At 67.6% G+C, this 18560-nt stretch carries 18 protein-coding genes; 13 read left to right on the top strand and 5 right to left on the bottom strand.

Translation table 11 applies throughout. The features are described from left to right. The first annotated feature begins 4 nt into the window (after window positions 1-4). The 12 genes from ACM6LR_RS03410 to nuoN all read left to right on the top strand — a co-directional run bounded on the left by ACM6LR_RS03410 (window position 5) and on the right by nuoN (window position 14935). A complete protein-coding gene (locus ACM6LR_RS03410; RefSeq protein ID WP_414936049.1) occupies window positions 5-766 on the top strand; it encodes an NADH-quinone oxidoreductase subunit C in 762 nt (253 codons plus the stop codon). Then, window positions 763-2184: an NADH-quinone oxidoreductase subunit D gene (locus ACM6LR_RS03405; protein WP_414936048.1), complete on the top strand. Its 1422-nt coding sequence runs from the start codon at window positions 763-765 to the stop codon at window positions 2182-2184. The genes ACM6LR_RS03410 and ACM6LR_RS03405 overlap by 4 nt, the downstream gene beginning before the upstream one ends. Next, window positions 2181-3053, top strand: coding sequence for an NADH-quinone oxidoreductase subunit NuoE (nuoE, locus tag ACM6LR_RS03400; protein WP_414936046.1), 873 nt, complete (start codon window positions 2181-2183; stop codon window positions 3051-3053). Before ACM6LR_RS03405 ends, nuoE begins: the two co-directional genes overlap by 4 nt. Further along, complete coding sequence (gene nuoF / locus ACM6LR_RS03395; protein ID WP_414936045.1) at window positions 3050-4333, top strand: NADH-quinone oxidoreductase subunit NuoF; 1284 nt, start codon at window positions 3050-3052, stop codon at window positions 4331-4333. The genes nuoE and nuoF overlap by 4 nt, the downstream gene beginning before the upstream one ends. Then, the gene (locus ACM6LR_RS03390; protein WP_414936044.1) at window positions 4330-6810 is read left to right on the top strand and encodes an NADH-quinone oxidoreductase subunit G; all 2481 of its coding nucleotides are present in this window, start codon (window positions 4330-4332) and stop codon (window positions 6808-6810) included. The genes nuoF and ACM6LR_RS03390 overlap by 4 nt, the downstream gene beginning before the upstream one ends. Continuing rightward, window positions 6807-8144: an NADH-quinone oxidoreductase subunit NuoH gene (gene nuoH / locus ACM6LR_RS03385; protein ID WP_414943131.1), complete on the top strand. Its 1338-nt coding sequence runs from the start codon at window positions 6807-6809 to the stop codon at window positions 8142-8144. The genes ACM6LR_RS03390 and nuoH overlap by 4 nt, the downstream gene beginning before the upstream one ends. Then, window positions 8131-8670 (top strand): NADH-quinone oxidoreductase subunit NuoI, encoded by a 540-nt coding sequence (gene nuoI, locus ACM6LR_RS03380; RefSeq protein ID WP_414936042.1) that lies wholly within the window; start codon window positions 8131-8133, stop codon window positions 8668-8670. Before nuoH ends, nuoI begins: the two co-directional genes overlap by 14 nt. Further along, entirely contained in the window at window positions 8667-9515 is an 849-nt protein-coding gene (locus tag ACM6LR_RS03375; RefSeq protein WP_414936041.1) for an NADH-quinone oxidoreductase subunit J, read from the top strand. The genes nuoI and ACM6LR_RS03375 overlap by 4 nt, the downstream gene beginning before the upstream one ends. Beyond that, entirely contained in the window at window positions 9512-9811 is a 300-nt protein-coding gene (gene nuoK / locus ACM6LR_RS03370) for an NADH-quinone oxidoreductase subunit NuoK (protein WP_061980060.1), read from the top strand. The genes ACM6LR_RS03375 and nuoK overlap by 4 nt, the downstream gene beginning before the upstream one ends. A 67-nt stretch (window positions 9812-9878) precedes the next feature. Then, complete coding sequence (gene nuoL, locus ACM6LR_RS03365; RefSeq protein WP_414936040.1) at window positions 9879-11777, top strand: NADH-quinone oxidoreductase subunit L; 1899 nt, start codon at window positions 9879-9881, stop codon at window positions 11775-11777. Next, window positions 11777-13366, top strand: a complete 1590-nt coding sequence (locus ACM6LR_RS03360) for an NADH-quinone oxidoreductase subunit M (RefSeq protein WP_414936039.1) — start codon at window positions 11777-11779, stop codon at window positions 13364-13366. Before nuoL ends, ACM6LR_RS03360 begins: the two co-directional genes overlap by 1 nt. A gap of 3 nt (window positions 13367-13369) precedes the next feature. After that, entirely contained in the window at window positions 13370-14935 is a 1566-nt protein-coding gene (gene nuoN, locus ACM6LR_RS03355; RefSeq protein ID WP_414936038.1) for an NADH-quinone oxidoreductase subunit NuoN, read from the top strand. 51 nt (window positions 14936-14986) lie between these two features. On the opposite strand, the gene ACM6LR_RS03350 is transcribed toward nuoN, so the two are convergent. Beyond that, on the bottom strand, window positions 14987-15145 hold the full coding sequence (locus ACM6LR_RS03350) for a hypothetical protein (RefSeq protein WP_414937135.1): 159 nt from the start codon (window positions 15143-15145) through the stop codon (window positions 14987-14989). Between ACM6LR_RS03350 and ACM6LR_RS03345 the strand changes: the two genes are divergently transcribed. Continuing rightward, entirely contained in the window at window positions 15071-15409 is a 339-nt protein-coding gene (locus tag ACM6LR_RS03345; protein ID WP_414937071.1) for a Scr1 family TA system antitoxin-like transcriptional regulator, read from the top strand. The two genes, ACM6LR_RS03350 and ACM6LR_RS03345, sit on opposite strands and share 75 nt — an antisense overlap. Here the strand turns inward: ACM6LR_RS03345 and ACM6LR_RS03340 are convergent. From ACM6LR_RS03340 to ACM6LR_RS03325, 4 genes are read right to left on the bottom strand one after another with little or no spacing between them, the layout of a single operon-like run. After that, window positions 15336-16088, bottom strand: a complete 753-nt coding sequence (locus tag ACM6LR_RS03340) for an ESX secretion-associated protein EspG (protein WP_414936037.1) — start codon at window positions 16086-16088, stop codon at window positions 15336-15338. The two genes, ACM6LR_RS03345 and ACM6LR_RS03340, sit on opposite strands and share 74 nt — an antisense overlap. Before the next feature lie 27 nt (window positions 16089-16115). Further along, a complete protein-coding gene (locus ACM6LR_RS03335; RefSeq protein ID WP_414936036.1) occupies window positions 16116-17417 on the bottom strand; it encodes a PPE domain-containing protein in 1302 nt (433 codons plus the stop codon). Beyond that, complete coding sequence (locus ACM6LR_RS03330; protein WP_414936035.1) at window positions 17417-18037, bottom strand: DUF3558 domain-containing protein; 621 nt, start codon at window positions 18035-18037, stop codon at window positions 17417-17419. The genes ACM6LR_RS03335 and ACM6LR_RS03330 overlap by 1 nt, the downstream gene beginning before the upstream one ends. Beyond that, on the bottom strand, window positions 18037-18459 hold the full coding sequence (locus tag ACM6LR_RS03325; protein WP_414936034.1) for a hypothetical protein: 423 nt from the start codon (window positions 18457-18459) through the stop codon (window positions 18037-18039). Before ACM6LR_RS03325 ends, ACM6LR_RS03330 begins: the two co-directional genes overlap by 1 nt. Window positions 18460-18560: the final 101 nt, after the last annotated feature.

Here is an 18560-nt window from a genome sequence, read left to right as displayed (position 1 = left end):
CGACGTGCCCGACGAAAACGCAGAAACGCCGGAGATCGGCGGCGAGCAGTCCAGCGCCGACCGGCCCGAAGGCGGCCTCGAGCCGCAGGGTGTCCGTCCGGCCGAACCGGTCGTCACCGGTAGAGAGCGCCAGGGCATGTTCGGCGTGCGCGGCACCGGTGACACCTCCGGCTACGGCGGCGTCCGTCTCCCCGCGTACAACCCGCCGCCGGCGGAGCGCCCGTACGGCGGGTGGTTCGACGAGTTCGCCGACGAGTTCTACGCGGCTTTGGCGGACAACAAGGTTCCGGCCGGCGCGGTCCTGCAGACCACGGTCGACCGTGGCGAGATCACCTTCTACGTCGCCCGCGAGCACCTCGTCGAGATCGCGCGGACCCTGCGCGACGACACCGGTCTCCGGTTCGAACTGCTCAGCTCGGTGTCCGGTGTCGACTACGGCGTCGACGTCCCGCAGCGGCTGCACTCGGTGTACCACTTCACGTCGATGACGTACCGGCGCCGCATCCGGCTGGAAGTCACCCTCGACATCGAAGACCCGCACGTCCCGTCGTTGGTCGGGCTCTACCCGACCGCCGACTGGCAGGAGCGGGAGACCTGGGACATGTTCGGCATCGTCTACGACGGTCACCCGGCGCTGACCCGCATCCTCATGCCGGACGACTGGGACGGCCACCCCCAGCGCAAGGACTACCCGCTCGGCGGGATCCCGGTCGAATACAAGGGCGCGGAAATCCCGCCGCCGGACCAGCGGAGGTCGTACTCGTGAGCACCGAAAACCTCTCCGACGTCACGACGGGCACGGCCACGGGACCTCAGGGCGCGGACAGCACCGACGACGTCGACTACGCCGACTCCCGGGACAGCGCCGACAGCACCGAAGTCCCCGAAGCCGATTCCCGGGACACCACCGAAGGCCGCGTCTACAGCGTTTCCGGTGGTGACTGGGAAGACGTCATCGAGGATTCCCGCCACGACGAGCGCATGGTCATCAACATGGGCCCGCAGCACCCGTCGACGCACGGCGTACTCCGGCTCGTGCTGGAGATGGAGGGCGAGACCGTCACCCAGCTCCGCTCGGTCATCGGGTACCTGCACACCGGGATCGAGAAGAACTGCGAGTACCGCACGTGGACCCAGGGCGTCACCTTCGTGACGCGCATGGACTACCTCGCGCCGCTCTCCACCGAACTCGCGTACTGCCTCGGGGTCGAGAAGCTGCTCGGCATCCAGGCCCCGCGCCGCGCCGAACTGCTGCGCGTGATGCTGCTGGAGATCAACCGCATCGGCTCGCACCTGGTCTACATCGCCACCGGCGGGATGGAACTGGGCGCCACCACGGCGATGACGCTCGGCTTCCGTGAGCGTGAAGAGGTCCTGCACCTGCTGGAGCACCTCACCGGTCTCCGGATGAACCACGCGTTCATCCGCCCCGGCGGCCTCGCGCAGGACATGCCCGCCGACTACCAAGAGGTGGTCAGCGCGTTCGTCAAGACGATGGACGAGCGGCTTCCCTTGTACGACAAGCTCTTCACCGGTCAGCCGATCTGGCGTAACCGGCTCAAGGGCGTCGGCTACCTGCCGGTGGACGCCTGCCTCGCGCTCGGTGTCACCGGCCCGGTGCTGCGCAGCGCCGGTCTCCCGTGGGACCTGCGCAAGACCGAGCCGTACTCCCGCTACGACGAGTTCGAGTTCGACATCCCGACCTCGACCGACGCGGACTGCTGGGCGCGGTACCTGATCCGCGTCGAGGAGATGCACCAGAGCCTGCGGATCATCAAACAGTGCCTGAAGAAGCTCGAGCCGGGCCCGGTCATGGTCGAGGACAAGAAGGTCGCCTGGCCCGCGCAGCTCTCACTCGGCAGCGACGGCATGGGCAACTCGCTCGAGCACGTCCGCAAGATCATGGGCCAGTCGATGGAATCGCTGATCCACCACTTCAAGCTGGTCACCGAGGGCTTCAAGGTCCCGGCGGGCCAGTCGTACACGACGGTCGAGTCGCCGCGTGGCGAACTCGGTGTGCACCTCGTGTCCGACGGCGGCACCAGGCCGCTGCGGGTACACGTGCGCGAACCGAGTTTCGTGAACCTGCAGTCGATGCCCGCGATGGCCGAAGGCGGCCTGGTGGCGGACGTCATCGCCGCCATCGCCTCGATCGACCCCGTCATGGGGGGAGTGGACCGTTGAGCACCCAGCCCGGAACGACACCGACACCCGAGCCCGGCACCGATTTCGCCGAGCAGACCCACGTCGCCGCCGGCGGTGACGTCGACGTGATCGCGATCGCGCCGGATCCCGCCGAGGCGGAAGGGTTCCTGGAGAACGCGAAGCTCGAAGACATCTTCGATGCCGACACCTACGCCAGGGCGCAGAACCTGATCTCGCGCTACCCGCAGTCGCGGTCGGCACTGCTGCCGCTGCTGCACCTGGTGCAGTCGGTGCAGGGATACGTGAGCCAGGAAGGCATCGCCTTCTGCGCCGCGCAGCTGGACCTGTCCGACGCCGAGGTCAGCGCGGTCGCGACGTTCTACACCATGTACAAGCGCCGCCCCTGCGGCGAGCACCTGGTGAGCGTCTGCACGAACACGCTGTGCGCGGCCATGGGCGGCGACGCGATCTACAAGAAGCTCCAGACGCACCTCGGTTCCGAGGAGAAGCCGCTGGGGCACAACGAGACCGCGGGTACGCCGAACGAGCAGGGCTCGATCACCCTCGAGCACGCCGAATGCCTCGCGGCCTGTGACCTCGCCCCGGTCATCCAGGTCAACTACGAGTACTTCGACAACCAGACCGAGGACAAGGCCGTCGCGCTGGTCGACGCGTTGCAGGCGGGCAAGAAGCCCGCCCCGACGCGCGGCGCGCCGTTGACCAGCTTCAAGGGCGCCGAACTGCAGCTCGCCGGGTTCTTCCCGGAGGACGCGCAGCAGTACCGCACGGACGTCGACGGTCCTTCGCAGGCCGTCGAAACCCTGCGGGGCGCGCAGGTCGCGCAGGACCGCGGCTGGACGGCACCGGCCATGAAGGACGTTCCCTTGCCGGAGGTGCAGAAGAAATGACCGCCGATCCCATCACCCCGGTCCTCACGAAGCGCTGGCTTTCGCCCAACTCCTGGACGATCCAGTCCTACGAAGCCCTCGAGGGCTACACCGCGATCCGCAAGGCCCTCAAGGGCACTCCCGAGCAGATCGTCCAGCTGGTCAAGGACTCCGGCCTTCGCGGCCGTGGCGGCGCGGGCTTCCCGGCCGGCATCAAGTGGTCCTTCATGCCGCCGAACGAGGACAAGCCGCACTACCTCGTCATCAACGCCGACGAGGGCGAACCGGGGACCTGCAAGGACATCCCGCTGATGATGGCGGACCCGCACTCGCTCATCGAGGGCTGCATCATCGCCTCGTACGCGATGCGTTCGCACCACTGCTTCATCTACGTCCGCGGCGAGGCGCTGCACTGCATCCGCCGTCTCAACGCGGCCGTGCGAGAGGCGTACGAAGCGGGCTACCTCGGCCCGAACATCCTCGACTCCGGATTCGGCCTCGACATCACCGTGCACGCGGGCGCCGGGGCGTACATCTGCGGCGAGGAGACGGCGCTGCTGGACTCGCTGGAAGGCCGTCGCGGCCAGCCGCGGCTCAAGCCGCCGTTCCCGGCCGCCGCGGGCCTCTACGCCGCGCCGACCACGGTGAACAACGTCGAGACCATCGCCAGCGCGCCGTACATCATCAACGGCGGGTCCGACTGGTTCCGCCAGATGGGCCGCGAGAAGTCGCCCGGCCCGAAGATCTACTCGATCTCCGGCCACGTCGAGAGGCCCGGCCAGTACGAATGCCCGCTCGGCACCACGCTGCGCGAACTGCTCGACATGGCGGGCGGCATGAAGGACGGCGTCCCGCTGAAGTTCTGGACGCCGGGTGGTTCGTCCACGCCGATGTTCACCAAGGAACACCTCGATGTTCCGCTGGACTTCGAGGGCGCGGCGGAAGCCGGGTCGATGCTGGGCACGACGGCCGTGCAGGTCTTCAACGAAACCGTTTCCGTGCCGTGGGCCGTGATGAAGTGGACGCAGTTCTACGAGCACGAGTCCTGCGGCAAGTGCACGCCGTGCCGTGAAGGCACGTACTGGCTGGCGCAGATCCTGGAGCGCATGGTCGAGGGCAAGGGCACCGAAGAGGACATCGACACCCTCCTCGACGTCTGCGACAACATCCTCGGCCGCTCGTTCTGCGCCCTCGGTGACGGCGCGGTCTCGCCGATCCAGAGCGGGATCAAGTACTTCCGCGAGGAATTCCTCGCGTTGTGTCAGGTAAACAAGCGCGAACTGGTGGGGGCGCAGGCATGACGATCGCACCCGACAAGCCCGGAACATCCACTGAGGACACTCCGGTCCCCGAGGGCCACGTCAAGCTGGTCATCGACGGTGAAGAGGTCATCGCGCCCAAGGGCGAGCTGCTGATCCGCACCGCCGAGCGGCTCGGCACGGTCATCCCGCGCTTCTGCGACCACCCGTTGCTCGACCCGGCGGGCGCCTGCCGCCAGTGCCTGGTCGAGGTCGAAATGGGCGGCCGCCCGATGCCGAAGCCGCAGGCCTCGTGCACCATGACCGTCGCCGACGGTATGGTCGTGAAGACCCAGCTGACCTCGGCCGTCGCGGACAAGGCCCAGCAGGGTGTGATGGAGCTGCTGCTCATCAACCACCCGCTGGACTGCCCGATCTGCGACAAGGGCGGCGAATGCCCGCTGCAGAACCAGGCGCTGGAGCACGGCCGTACGGAATCCCGGTTCGTCGACGTGAAGCGGACGTTCCCGAAGCCGCTGCCGATCTCCTCGCAGGTGCTGCTGGACCGGGAGCGCTGCGTGCTCTGCCAGCGCTGCACCCGGTTCTCCCGCGAGATCGCCGGTGACCCGTTCATCGAGCTGCTCGAACGCGGCGTCCACCAGCAGATCGGCACGGCTGAGACCGCCGACGTGCTGGACCTGGCTTCCCGGACCACGTCCGGCCAGCCGTTCCAGTCGTACTTCTCCGGCAACGTCATCCAGATCTGCCCGGTCGGCGCGCTGACGTCGGCCGCGTACCGGTTCCGCTCGCGGCCGTTCGACCTGGTGTCCGCGCCGAGCGTGTGCGAGCACTGCTCGTCCGGCTGCGCCGAGCGGACCGACTTCCGCCGCGGCAAGGTCATGCGGAAGCTCGCGGGCGACGACCCCGAAGTCAACGAAGAGTGGCTCTGCGACAAGGGCCGGTTCGCCTTCCGCTACGCCAACGCCGACGACCGCATCCGCCGTCCGCTGGTCCGCAACGCCGCTGGCGTGCTGGAGGAGGCTTCCTGGACCGACGCGCTGCGTGCGGCCGCGGCCGGACTGGCCGAGGCACGTGACGGCAGGGGCGCCGCGGTGCTGACCGGCGGCCGCCTGACCGTCGAGGACGCCTACGCGTACTCGAAGTTCGCGCGGATCGCCCTGGGCACCAACGACATCGACTTCCGCGCCCGCCCGCATTCGGCCGAGGAACTGGGCTTCCTCGCGTCGCACGTGGTCGGGACGACGCCGGAAAGCGGTGTCACGTTCGGCGAGATCGAGCGGGCACGCACGGTGCTGTGCGTGGCGTTCGAGCCGGAGGACGAGGCGCCGATCGTGTTCCTGCGGCTGCGTAAGGCGGCCCGCAAGAACCGCACCCGCGTCGTCCACTTGGGACAATGGACCACCTCCTCGGTGCGCAAGACCTTCGGTGAGCTGCTGGCCTGCGCGCCGGGCAGCGAGGCCGCCGCGATCGACGGCATCGCGCAGCACGCGCAGGACGTCGACGCGGCACTGACCGCCGAGGGGTCGGTGATCCTCGTCGGCGAGCGTGCCGCCGAGGTCCCCGGTCTCTTCTCGGCCCTGCACCGCCTGGTGGAGCGCACCGGCGCCCGGCTCGCGTGGATCCCGCGTCGCGCGGGTGAACGCGGTGCCCTGGCGGCGGGCGCGGCGCCGACACTGCTGCCGGGTGGCCGCTCGGTCACCGACGCCTCGGCTCGCGCCGAGGTCGAAAAGGCCTGGGGCGTCACGCTTCCCGCTACCGAAGGGCGCGACACCACCGAGATCCTCAATGCGGTTACCGGGAACGACCTCGACGGCCTGCTCGTCGGCGGCGTCGACCCGGACGACCTGCCGGACCCGGATCTCGCCCGCCGCGCGCTCGGGAACGCGAAGTTCGTGGTGAGCCTGGAACTGCGTCGCAGCGCGGTCACCGAGCACGCGAACGTCGTCCTCCCGATCGCCCCGGCGGTCGAGAAGGCGGGCAGCTACCTGAACTGTGAAGGCCGTCGCCGCGAGTTCGCCGTCACCCTCGAAGGCACCGGCGCCCTGCCGGACTGCCGGGTGCTCGACACCCTCGCCGTCGAGATGGACGCGGACATCTTCACCCAGACTCCGGCCGCCGCCGCCGCCGATCTGGCCAAGCTGCCTGCTAGGAACGGCTCTTTCCTTGCAGAATTTGCCAGTAACGGACCGTTCATTGCACGCGCCGAGCCCAAGGACGGCCAGGCCCTCCTCGCCACCTGGCGTCAGCTGATCGACAACGGATCGCTGCAGGACGATGAGCCACACCTCAAGGGCACCCAGCGCGAGGTCGTCGCCAAGCTTTCGGCGAAGACCGCCGAAGGCCTGGGCGGCACCGTAAAGGTCTCCACCGAACGCGGTTCCATCACGTTGCCGATCGAGGTCGCCGACCTGCCGGACGGCGTCGTGTGGCTTCCGGGCAACTCCGACGGCTCGGCCGTCCGCGCCGCGCTCGCGGCCGGACACGGCTCCGCCGTCAACCTCACCGGAGGTGAGAAGTGACTCCGTTGCTCAGCCAGATACCGGACGCCACCGAGCGGGCGGCGCTGCTGGCGGACGACCCGTTGTGGCTGATCCTGATCAAGACGGTCGTCATCCTGCTGATCGGCCCGATCCTGACGATCTTCCTGATCGTCTGGGAGCGCAAGGCCGTCGGCCGGATGCAGAACCGCCCCGGCCCCAACCGGGTCGGGCCCGGCGGCTACCTGCAGTCCCTGGCGGACGCGATCAAGCTGCCGTTCAAGGAACAGATCATCCCGGACACCGCCGACCGCAAGGTGTACTTCCTCGCGCCGGTGATCTCCGCGGTGCCGGCGCTGATCGCGCTGGCGGCGATCCCGTTCGGCCCGGTGGTCTCGATCTTCGGTGAGCGGACCGTGCTCCAGCTGGTCGACCTGCCGGTCGGCGTGCTGGTGATCCTGGCCTGCTCCTCGATCGGCGTGTACGGCCTCGTGCTGGCCGGTTGGTCTTCCGGATCCCCGTATCCGCTGCTCGGCGGGCTCCGCTCGGCAGCGCAGGTGATCTCCTACGAGATCGCGATGGGTCTGTCCATTGTGGGCGTCATCCTCTACGCGGGTTCGATGTCGACCTCGCAGATCGTCGAGTCGCAGCAGACCGGCTGGTACTTCTACCTGCTCCTGCCGAGTTTCGTGATCTACCTGATCTCCATGGTCGGTGAGACCAACCGCGCCCCGTTCGACCTCCCCGAGGCCGAATCCGAGCTGGTCGGCGGTTTCCACACCGAGTACAGCTCGATGAAGTTCGCGATGTTCTTCCTCGCCGAGTACGTCAACATGGTGATCGTTTCGGCGTTCGCGACCACGTTGTTCCTCGGTGGCTGGAAGTTCCCGTTCGTCGGCGCCGAGCACGCGCTCAACCAGGGCTGGCTCCCGCTGCTCTGGTTCACCGCGAAGCTGTTCATGCTGCTGTTCGGCTTCATCTGGCTGCGCGGCACGCTGCCGCGGCTGCGGTACGACCAGTTCATGCGGCTGGGCTGGAAGGTCCTGGTGCCGGTCAACCTGGTCTGGATCGTGGTGATCGTCTCGGTCCGCGCGGTCACGAACTCGGGCGGGCTCTCCACCCCGCAGATCCTCATCGGCGGCGGCGCGCTCATTCTCGTCGTCGTCATCCTGAGCCTGCTGCTGCCGGACAAGAAGGTCCCGGACGACGACTACGTCCCGTTGACCGGTGGCGGGTTCCCGGTGCCGCCGCTCGACCTGCAGGTTCCGGATCAGACCCCGCGTCAGAAGGCCCTCGCGAAGGCCGAAGCCCGGGCGGCCAAGCGCAAGCCCGCGGCGGTTTCCAGTGGAAGGGAGGCCGGCGATGGGGATGTTTGATCCCATCAAGGGTTTCGGTGTCACCTTCGGGATGATGTTCAAGAAGGTCGCCACCGAGGAGTACCCGGAGGCCGGCGCCCCCGCCGCCCCGCGTTATCACGGCAGGCACCAGCTGAACCGGCATCCGGACGGGCTGGAGAAATGCGTCGGCTGCGAGCTGTGCGCGTGGGCCTGCCCGGCGGACGCGATCTTCGTCGAAGGCGGCGACAACACCGAGGAGGCACGCTTCTCACCCGGTGAGCGATACGGCGCCGACTACCAGATCAACTACCTGCGCTGCATCGGCTGCGGGTTGTGCGTCGAGGCCTGCCCGACCCGGTCACTGACGATGATCAACTTCTACGAGCTGGCCGACGACGACCGGCAGCGGTTGATCTACACCAAGGAAGACCTCCTCGCGCCGCTGCTGCCCGGGATGGAGCAGCCGCCGCATCCGATGCGGCTCGGTGAGAACGAGCAGGACTACTACGTCAACGGCCCCGAACTCGCACGGCAGCCGGCTGAGCCGAAGGAGCCGGTCAAGTGATCACGGCTTTCCTCGCGCAGACCGACGTCTCGGCCGGGATCACCACCGGCGAGACCATCGCCTTCTGGGTGCTCGGCCCGCTCGCGCTGCTCGGCGGGCTCGGCATGATCTTCTCCCGTAACGCCGTGCACTCGGCGCTATGGCTGGTCCTCGCGATGCTGTGCCTCGGCGCGCTGTACATGATCCAGCAGGCGCCGTTCCTCGGCTTCACGCAGATCATCGTCTACACCGGCGCGATCATGATGCTGTTCCTGTTCGTGCTGATGATGGTCGGCCGCGAGAGTTCCGACTCGGTCGTCGAAGTCCTTCGCGGGCAACGGGTCATGGCGACCCTGCTCGGCATCGGCGTCGGCGGGCTGCTCGCGGCGGGTCTCGCCCGCTCGCTGGCCAACGTCACCCCGGCGCTGCCGCTCGACCCGGCGAGCCTGGACGGCGGCGGCCCCGGCGGCCTGGGACGGCTCATCTTCACCAAGTACTTGTTCCCGTTCGAGCTCACCTCGGCGCTGCTGATCACCGCCGCGCTCGGCGCGATGGTGCTCGCCTTCACCGACCGGCACGCCAAGGGCGGCAAGAAGTCGCAGAAGGAACTCGTCGTCGACCGGTTCACCGGCAAGCACGACCGGCCTTCGCCGCTGCCCGGCCCGGGTGTCTTCGCGACCGCCAACTCGATCGCCACCCCGGCACTGCTGCCGGACGGTTCGATCGCGCCGGAGTCGCTTTCGGACATCATCGAGTCGACCTCGGCCTCGCGGCTGGAAGACGAGCGCAAGCAGGTCACCGGCTCGACCGACGACGCTGTAGGCCCGCACGCTCTCGTGGGCAAGCCTGAAGGGGAGAAGGAATGACCCCGACGTACTACCTGCTCCTGTCCGCGCTGCTGTTCACCATCGGCGCGGTCGGGGTGCTGGTGCGCCGCAACGCGATCGTCGTGTTCATGTGCATCGAGCTGATGCTGAACGCGGCGAACCTGTCCCTGGTCACGTTCGCCCGGATCAACGGGTCGCTCGACGGTCAGGTGATGGCGTTCTTCGTGATGGTCGTGGCCGCCGCGGAGGTCGTGGTGGGGCTGGCGATCATCATGGCGATCTTCCGCACCCGGCGCTCGGCCTCGGTCGACGACACCAACCTGCTGAAGTACTGAGGGTGCCGCCTCATCCCCACCACCCACCCTTGACGGACGCGCTCCGCGCGACTGATTGGATTCGAGAGTGACCGCATCATCGTGGCTGCTGGTGGCCTTCCCTGCCCTCGGCGCCCTTGTTCTTCTGCTGGCCGGTAAACGCGCCCGCCCTTGGGGACACCTCCTCGGCAGCGCGACCGTCTCACTGTCCTTCGTCTACGGCCTGATCCTCTTCTTCACGGCCGACACGAAGAACATCGCGGACGTCAAGCTGTTCTCGTGGATCCCGGTTTCGGCGCTGCAGGTCGACTTCGGGCTCCGGATCGACGCGCTGTCGCTGACGTTCGTGCTGCTGATCACCGGCGTCGGCATGCTGATCCACTTCTACTCGATCGGCTACATGGCCGAGGACCGCGACCGGTCGAGGTTCTTCGCCTACCTCAACCTGTTCGTCGCCTCGATGCTGATCCTGGTGCTGGGCAACAGCTTCCTGACGCTGTACCTCGGCTGGGAAGGCGTCGGCCTCGCGTCGTACCTGCTCATCGGCTGGTACCAGGACCGCCCGTCCGCGGCCTCCGCGGCCAAGAAGGCGTTCCTGATGAACCGCGTCGGTGACGTCGGGCTCGCGCTGGCGATCTTCCTGATGTTCAAGTACGTCGGGAGCACCGGTTACGCCGAGGTGTTCGGCGCGATCGACAGGATCCCCACCGGCGCGATCACCGCCATCGCGATCCTGCTGCTGCTAGGTGCCTGCGGTAAGTCCGGTCAGTTCCCGCTGCAGGCCTGGCTTCCGGACGCGATGGAGGGCCCGACCCCGGTCTCGGCCCTCATCCACGCGGCGACGATGGTCACCGCCGGCGTCTACCTGGTCGCCCGCGCGCACGAGATCTTCAACGCCACCCCGGACGGCAGGCTGGTCGTCACCCTCGTCGGTACGGTCACGCTCTTGATCGGGTGCGTCATCGGTTGCGCCTACGACGACATCAAGAAGGTCCTGGCGTACTCGACGGTCAGCCAGATCGGCTACATGATGCTCGCCGTCGGCCTCGGGCCGATCGCGTACGCGCTTGGCATCATGCACCTGGTGGCACACGGCTTCTTCAAGGCCGGACTGTTCCTCGGGGCCGGTTCGGTCATGCACGCCATGAACGACGAGGTCGACATGCGGAAGTTCGGCGGGCTGCGCAAGCACCTGCCGGTCACCTTCTGGACCTTCGCGCTCGGTTACCTGGCCCTGATCGGCATCCCGCCGCTTTCCGGCTTCTTCACCAAGGACGCGATCATCGAGGCGGCGCTGAGCCAGGGCGGCTGGCGCGGCTGGGTGATGGGCGGTGCGGCACTGCTCGGCGCCGGGCTCACCGCGTTCTACATGACGCGCCTGATGGTGATGACCTTCTTCGGCAAGGAACGCTGGAAGGAGATCAAGAGCGGCGACGGCCGCGACTTCCACCCGCACGAATCCCCCGCGGTGATGAAGTGGCCGATGATCGTCCTGGCGATCGGCTCGATCGGCGCCGGTGCGTTCTTCGCACTGGGCGACAGGTTCGCCGAGTGGCTCTCGCCGGTGGTCGGACCGCTCGAAGAGGGCGGCCACAGCGTCATCCCGCACGCGCTGGTCCCGATCCTCACCGTGGCGCTCTCCGTACTCGGTGCGGTGGCCGCCTGGCTCTTCGTCGGTCGTAAGGACGTTCCGGTGGAACGCCCAGAGCGGGTCTCCGCCGTGGTCAAGGCCGCGCGCAACGACCTCTACGGCAACACCCTGAACGAGACGCTGGTCGCCCGTCCGGGCACCTGGCTCGCCCGCGCGCTGGTCTACGTGGACAACCGCGGGGTCGACGGCGCGGTCAACGGCCTCGCCGCCGCGCTCGGCGGCGGATCCGGTCGCCTGCGCCGTCTGCAGACCGGCTTCGTCCGCTCGTACGCACTGTCCATGCTGGGCGGCACATTCCTGCTTCTGGTGGCACTCCTGCTGGTGAGGTTCTCCTGATGACTTGGCTCCTGGCAACCATCCTGGTGCCGCTGGTAGGTGCAGCGGTCGTCGCGGGGATGAAGAAGAACGACAGGCTGGCGACGTTCACCGCGCTCGGGGTGTCCATCCTGACCTTCCTGCTGGTGATCCCGCTGTGGGCGAGCTATTCGCCGACGGGGGACCGGATCCAGCAGAAGTCCTCGATGGACTGGATCCCGAACTTCGGCATCCACATCTCGTTCGGCATCGACGGCATCGCGCTGGTGATGATCGCGGTCATCGGGCTGCTGGTGCCGATCGTGGTCGGCTCGCTCGGCCTGACCGACAAGCTCCCGGCCGGGCGCTCGGCGGGCGGGTACTTCTCGCTGATCCTGGTGCAGCAGTCGCTGACCATCGCGGTGTTCGCCGCGACCGACGTCTTCCTGTTCTACGTGCTGTTCGAGATCATGCTGATCCCGATGTACTTCCTGATCGGCGGCTACGGCGGCCCGAACCGGCAGTACGCGGCGGTCAAGTTCTTCCTGTACTCGTTCCTCGGCGGCCTGATCATGCTGGCCTCGGCCATCGGGGCCTACTCGATGGCGTCGGACGAACTCGGCAAGGGCACCTTCGACTGGGAAACGCTCGTCACGGTCGTCCGCGACGCTCCGACGGGCACGCAGATCTGGCTGTTCCTCGGGTTCTTCCTCGCCTTCGCGATCAAGGCGCCGCTGGTGCCGTTCCACACCTGGCTGCCGGACGCCGCGGGCCAGGCGCCCATCGGCGTCGCGGTGCTGCTGGTCGGTGTGCTGGACAAGGTCGGCACGTTCGGGTTCCTGCGCTACTGCCTCCCGATGTTCCCGGAGGCCAGCAAGGAACTCGCGCCGTGGGTACTGGTGCTCGCCGTCGCGGGTGTCCTTTACGGATCGATCCTCGCGGCGGGGCAAAGCGACATGAAGCGATTCATCGCCTACGTGTCGATCGCCCACTTCGGCTTCATCGCGCTGGGCATCTTCACCTTCAACGAGCAGGCGATGGTCGGCTCGGTGTCGTACATGCTCAACCACAGCCTCGCCACCGGGATGCTGATCGTGGTGGTCGGGCTCATCGTGACGCGCGGCGGATCCACCAAGATCTCCGACTACGGCGGCATGGCGAAGGTGACCCCGCTGCTCGGCGGGATGCTGCTCATCGCCGGTCTGTCCACTTTGTCCCTGCCCGGCACGAACTCCTTCATCAGTGAGTTCCTGGTGTTGCTGGGGTCCTTTGTGGACTACCCGGTGTACACGATCATCGCGACGGTCGGCATGGTGCTGGCCGCGGCGTACGTGCTCTGGCTCTACCAGCGCGTCATGCAGGGCCCCGTCCGCGGTGACGCGTTGTTGTCGCCGGCCCCGACGGGGCCTCCCACCCCGGCCATCGATCGGTCGCCGGCTGCGACCAGTACCGCGATCGCCCCCGAACTCGGTGCGACCAAAGCCATCAAGGACCTCGGCGGCAAGGAGATCGCGATCCTGGCGCCGATGGTCGTGCTGATCATCGCGCTCGGGTTCTATCCCAAGCCGGTGCTCGACACGATCACCCCGTCGGTGCAGGCGACCATGTCGTCCGTGCAGGGAGGCAAGTAAACCGTGCTCTTCTTGACTCAGGCGCCACCGGTGAAGGTGCCGTCGATCGACTACTTCGCCGTCACGCCGATCCTGATCATCCTCGGCGCCGCATGCGTCAGCGTGCTGTTCGAAGCCTTCCTGCCCAAGCACATGCGGTGGCCTTCGCAGGTACTCCTGTCCGTGCTCGGGATCGGGGCGGCAGGCGTCTTCCTCGTCTGGTACGCCAGTTCGTCCGCGCCGAAGGACGGCATCACGACGTTCAGCGGCGCGATCGCCGTCGACCGGCCGTCGCTGTTCCTGTGGGGCACGCTGCTGGCGCTGGCGCTGGGCGCGCTGCTGCTGATCGCCGACCGCTCGGTCGAGCCGGGCGGCGCGTTCGTCGCGCAGGCCGGTATCCGCCCGGGCACCTTGCAGGACCGCGCGCAGGTCGGCACCACCGGCATGCAGACCGAGGTCTTCCCGCTGACGCTGTTCGCGCTCGGCGGCATGATGTCGTTCGTCGCGGCCAACGACCTGCTGACCATGTTCATCGCGCTCGAGGTGCTGAGCCTGCCGCTGTACCTGATGTGCGGTCTCGCGCGGCGCCGTCGCCTGCTCTCGCAGGAATCCGCGGTCAAGTACTTCCTGCTCGGCGCGTTCTCGTCGGCGTTCTTCCTCTACGGTCTCGCGCTGCTCTACGGCTACGCGAACTCCGTGAAACTGTCGGACATCGCCAACGCCGCCGCCGGTTCGGACCGGTCGGACACACTGCTGTTCGCCGGGCTCGGGCTGCTCGCGGTCGGCCTGCTGTTCAAGGGTTCGGTCGGCCCGTTCCACACCTGGACTCCGGACGTCTACCAGGGCGCGCCGACCCCGGTCACCGCGTTCATGGGCGCCTGCACCAAGGTCGCCGCGTTCGGCGGAATCCTGCGGGTGTTCTCGGTGGCGTTCGAATCGACCAGCTGGGAATGGCGCGGCGTACTCTGGGGCGTCGCGATCATCTCGATGCTGATCGGCGCGGTGCTGGGCCTCACACAGACCGACGTGAAGCGCATGATCGCCTACTCGTCCATCGCGCACGCCGGGTTCCTGCTCGTGGGTGCGATCGCGATGACCGAGGAAGGCCTGTCGAGCACGCTGTTCTACCTGCTGGCCTACGGCTTCACCACGCTCGCCGCCTTCGGTGTCGTCTCGCTGGTGCGGGACTCGAACGGCGAGGCGACGCACCTGTCCGCGTGGGCGGGGTTGGCGAAGCGGTCTCCGGTGTTGGCCGGGGTGTTCACCTTCCTGCTGCTCGCACTGGCCGGGATCCCGCTGACCAGTGGGTTCGTCGGCAAGTTCGTGGTGTTCTCGGCGGCCCTGTCCGACGGGATGGCGCCGCTGGTGGTCGTCGCCCTGATCTTCAGCGCCGTCGCCGCGTTCTTCTACCTGCGGGTGATCGTGCTGATGTACTTCTCCGAGCCGTCGCCCGACGGTCCGACCGTCACCGTGCCCGGCGCGTTCACCACGACGGCGATCACGCTCGGTGTCATCGTCACGCTGGTGCTCGGGCTGGTCCCAGCGTTCGCCCTCGACTGGGCGGGCTCCGGCGGTTTCGCCCTCAAGTAGTTCTTTCGGTACGAGAAGGCCCCCTTGCCGTCGTGAGGGGGCTTTTTCGTGTCAGGCCGGACTTCGATAGTGGTCCATGACCAAGAACAGCAACGCCTCGATCACCGCCCCTTGGTGCTGGGGCGCAAGAAGTTCATCGCCTACCTCGATGAAGGGGCGCTGCCCCGCCAGATCGGCGGGCGTCGGGTGATGGCGAACCAGCTTCGACATCTCGTCTCGATGGCCGAACGGTCCACCATCGAACGGCGGGTGATCCCCTTCTCGGCCGGTGGTGTACTTGGAGCATCGGCGATCCGGGCTTTTCCTGCATCGGCCCGACGATGTCGAGCCCTACCTTCAGTCCACTGTGGACGCGATGGCACTGGATCCCGTGCGATCGGTGCGCCTGCTCGAGTCGTGCTCAGTGATCGAGGCTCGCCCGCAACGCGGCGACCTTTTGGGCCAGTAGCGTGGGTTCGCCGGGCAAGACGGTGATGTACCGGTTCCGGGGCGAACCGGCCACGTGCATGGCGACCCGTCCGGCGTCGAGGTCCAGGTACGTCAGGCCGTCAGTGGCTTCGATGCGTTTTCCGCCGTCGGGGCGCTTGGCCGCGGCGAAGAACCCGACGCCGAAATACGGCTGCTCGAAGACCTCGTCCAGGCGCCGCGCCTCCCGGCTGCGGGGCTCGGGTTCGTCGTAGAGGTCGCTCCCGGCACCGAGCTTGAAGTTGTCCTGTGGCAGGGAAAACGGGGCGAATCGCGCCGGCGGGTACTCGGGCAGGTTCAGCACGAGCGCCGCCGCGCGATCGGCGGTCCGCACGCTTTTCAGCCACACCCGGCCGCCCTCGCAGATCGCGGTCACCGCCGCCCGCCCGCGAACGGCGACGAGCGCGCTGTACTGCTCCGTCTCCGTCCGCACGGTCGCGTAGTACTCGGTGTTCGGCCGGTCCAGTATGTGAAGGACGTCCTCGAAGTCACTGGTCAACCGCCTGCCCTCGGTGAACCCGAGCCCACCGAGTTCCTCGAACGCCGCCCTGTCCTCGCCGTTTCGTGCCGACGGCGGGATGTAGCGCAGGCCGCCCGCGAAGATGAGATGCGGATCTCCGCAGCCCGCGTGACGGAACGCGGTCAGCAAGGTGTCGAGCGTGATCTCGACCGGGCGCGCGAGCACCACGTGCCTCCCTCCCCTGGGACTGTGGTGCTAGATCTTCTTTTCGCCTATCACCGGCGGCATCGGCTTTTCGGTGTAGCCGCCGAAGGTCTCGTCAGGATCTGGGTTCTGGAGGTACGCTGGCGCCTTCTTCTCCTTGTCGTCCTCGCCCTTCCCTCGGCCCGCGCCGGGCGCCATCGGCATCCCGTTCGCCCCGCCCCGGCCCGCTGCTCCGGCCGCTCCCGCGGTGCCTCGCCCGCCGACGCCCTCGCCCGGCATCCCGGCGCCGCTGCGGCCGCCCATGCCGGGCTGCCCTGGACCGCCTGGCACGCCTGGGACACCGCCTCGGTAGCCGCCACCCGGACCTCCCGGCGACCTACCACCCGTTCCCGGGCCGCCGGGTCCGGGGCCACTCGTTCCTGGACCGAACGGCCCGTATCCGGGTGGGAAGGTGCCGGGCGGGTTGTACCCGGTGCCCGGCTTGCCGGTCGGCCCGAAGTCGAGGTTCGCCGCCGGTGGCACGATCGGGTTGGACTGGGGCGGTGTGTACGAGTTCGCGCGGGTTCCGTCGTCGGGCTGCTGCGCGCCCGGATGGGGCTGGACAGGGTGTGGCTGGACGGGCTGGGACTCGCCCGGCTGGGGGCCGTGGCCGGGTTGGGGGCCGCTGTGCCCAGCGTTGCCTTGACCCGGATCACTCTGGCCGGGCCCCGGCCCACCTGTTGCGCCGGGCCCACTCGGTCCGCGATACGGCTCGCCGATGCCGGGCTCGCGCCCATCCTCGCCGAACCCCTTCGTTGACGGCTTTCCGGAGCTGCCGTCATCCAGAGTCACGGAACCGCCGGGATCGGTGAGCTGCGCGTACTGGGCGGGCAGCTCGTCACCATTGGAAGTGCTGGCCGAATGGTAAGTCGCGAAGGTGTCGATGTTGTGCTGGCTGTCGGCCTGGTAGCCCTTGACCTTGTCGAAGTAACCGACGGGCTTGCCCTCCATCAGGTCGATCGCGTCCTGAGCCGTGGGCTGGGGCTGCTCCGGCGGCACCGGCTTGACCGAGTTCTTCGCCGACCCGAACGCGCCCATCTGCGCGGTGATGGCGCTCTGAGCGCGGGCCAGATGCATCGCGTCATCCATCGAGGCTTCGACGAGCGGCTTCGTCGCGTCCACGGCCGCGCTGCTCGCTCCGCCTTGCCAGCCTGAGGCGGTCTTCTGGGCAAGCACGGTGAGCCTCTGCGCCCGTTCGTGGTGCTTGACGGTCAGGTTGTAGGCACGCGCCTGTGCCTCAGACAGTGACCCGGTGCCTTCGCCACCTGTGACCTGTTCGTAGATCTGGGCGGCGGTGAGTGGTCCTGCCGGCATCAGTTGCCCCCTCGGATGGTGGCCAGCACCCTGATTGCACCTTCACGTGCAGCAGCACAGGGATCCTTCTTGCCGACGTTCGCAGTGGATTGCGTTGCTGCGATGCCGACCGTTTCGGTGTCGCTGATTCCCAACGACACCGAGCAGGCGCCCTCAGCGCGGCGGTCGACGACGCCGTAAGCGGTCACTGGGTATCCGTCTATTGACTCGAGCGGTTCGACCAGTTTGTAGGTGTTCCCCTTGGCCGCATAGACGCTAGCTGTGCCGCCGTCTGGAGAGCTGCCAAAGATCACGTTGACGCGGGGTTGAGCCGTTGAAGGAATGGACCACCTGCATGCCGGGCCCGCTTCACCGTCTGGACGAGGCACGGTTTCGGTGTTAGGCGACCCGAGGAGGTCTTCGACCTGCGTCTTGGTCAGCGCGGTGCAAGGGTCCTGCTTGAATCGCGTCACATCAATCGGGTGCTCGACCTTGGGGACACCTGAAGGCAGGCTGGTCGAGGTTGAGGGGGGTGAGCTTGATCCACCGCTTGTGGGCGTGGGCGTGCCATTGGTGGTGGGGTTGGAACAGGCCGCGAGGGCGAGAGTGGCCAAGCTGAGCATCAGGGCGGTGCGTTGCATCAGAAGATGCCCTTCGGCTGCTGGTTGATGACCGTTTTGGCATGCTCGTCTACGGTGGCGTACTTGCCGAGAGCAGCTATGTACTTAGCGGCCATGTTCTTGCAGTAGGTGATGCGCTGATTGAGAGCTTCCATGAGCGCAGTACCGGACTGTTGCGTGATCGTGGCATTGTCCCCGCTCGCGTACTCACAGCCCGGAGGTCGGACCTTGACGATGAACTCTGCATGTTCAAGGTCGTCGGTGTACTCCTGGGCTAAAGCATTCCACTCGTTCACCAGTTCGTGAAGCGTCGCCTCGTCGTACTTGAACCCCGCGCCGTCCGCTACCGGTGTGCCGTAGGAGCCGCCGGTTGGCGGGGCTTTGCAGATCGAATCCGGGTTGAAGCCTGGCTGGTAGACAGGTGATCCCTCAGGCACGGCCATGCACCCCCGCCGCCCAGAATCGATCCCCGCTGAATGGGCGAACCCGCCCCGAAGTCACCGTCGTCATGTGCCCCTCCCGTGGCTACAAGGCGCGTTATCCG

The sequence above is a fragment of the Amycolatopsis sp. cmx-11-32 genome (genome assembly GCF_047608695.1).
In the GTDB taxonomy this organism is placed as follows: Bacteria; Actinomycetota; Actinomycetes; order Mycobacteriales; family Pseudonocardiaceae; genus Amycolatopsis.
The sequence above is the reverse complement of the archived record's forward strand: the minus strand, read 5'-3'. Positions and strand labels throughout refer to the sequence as shown.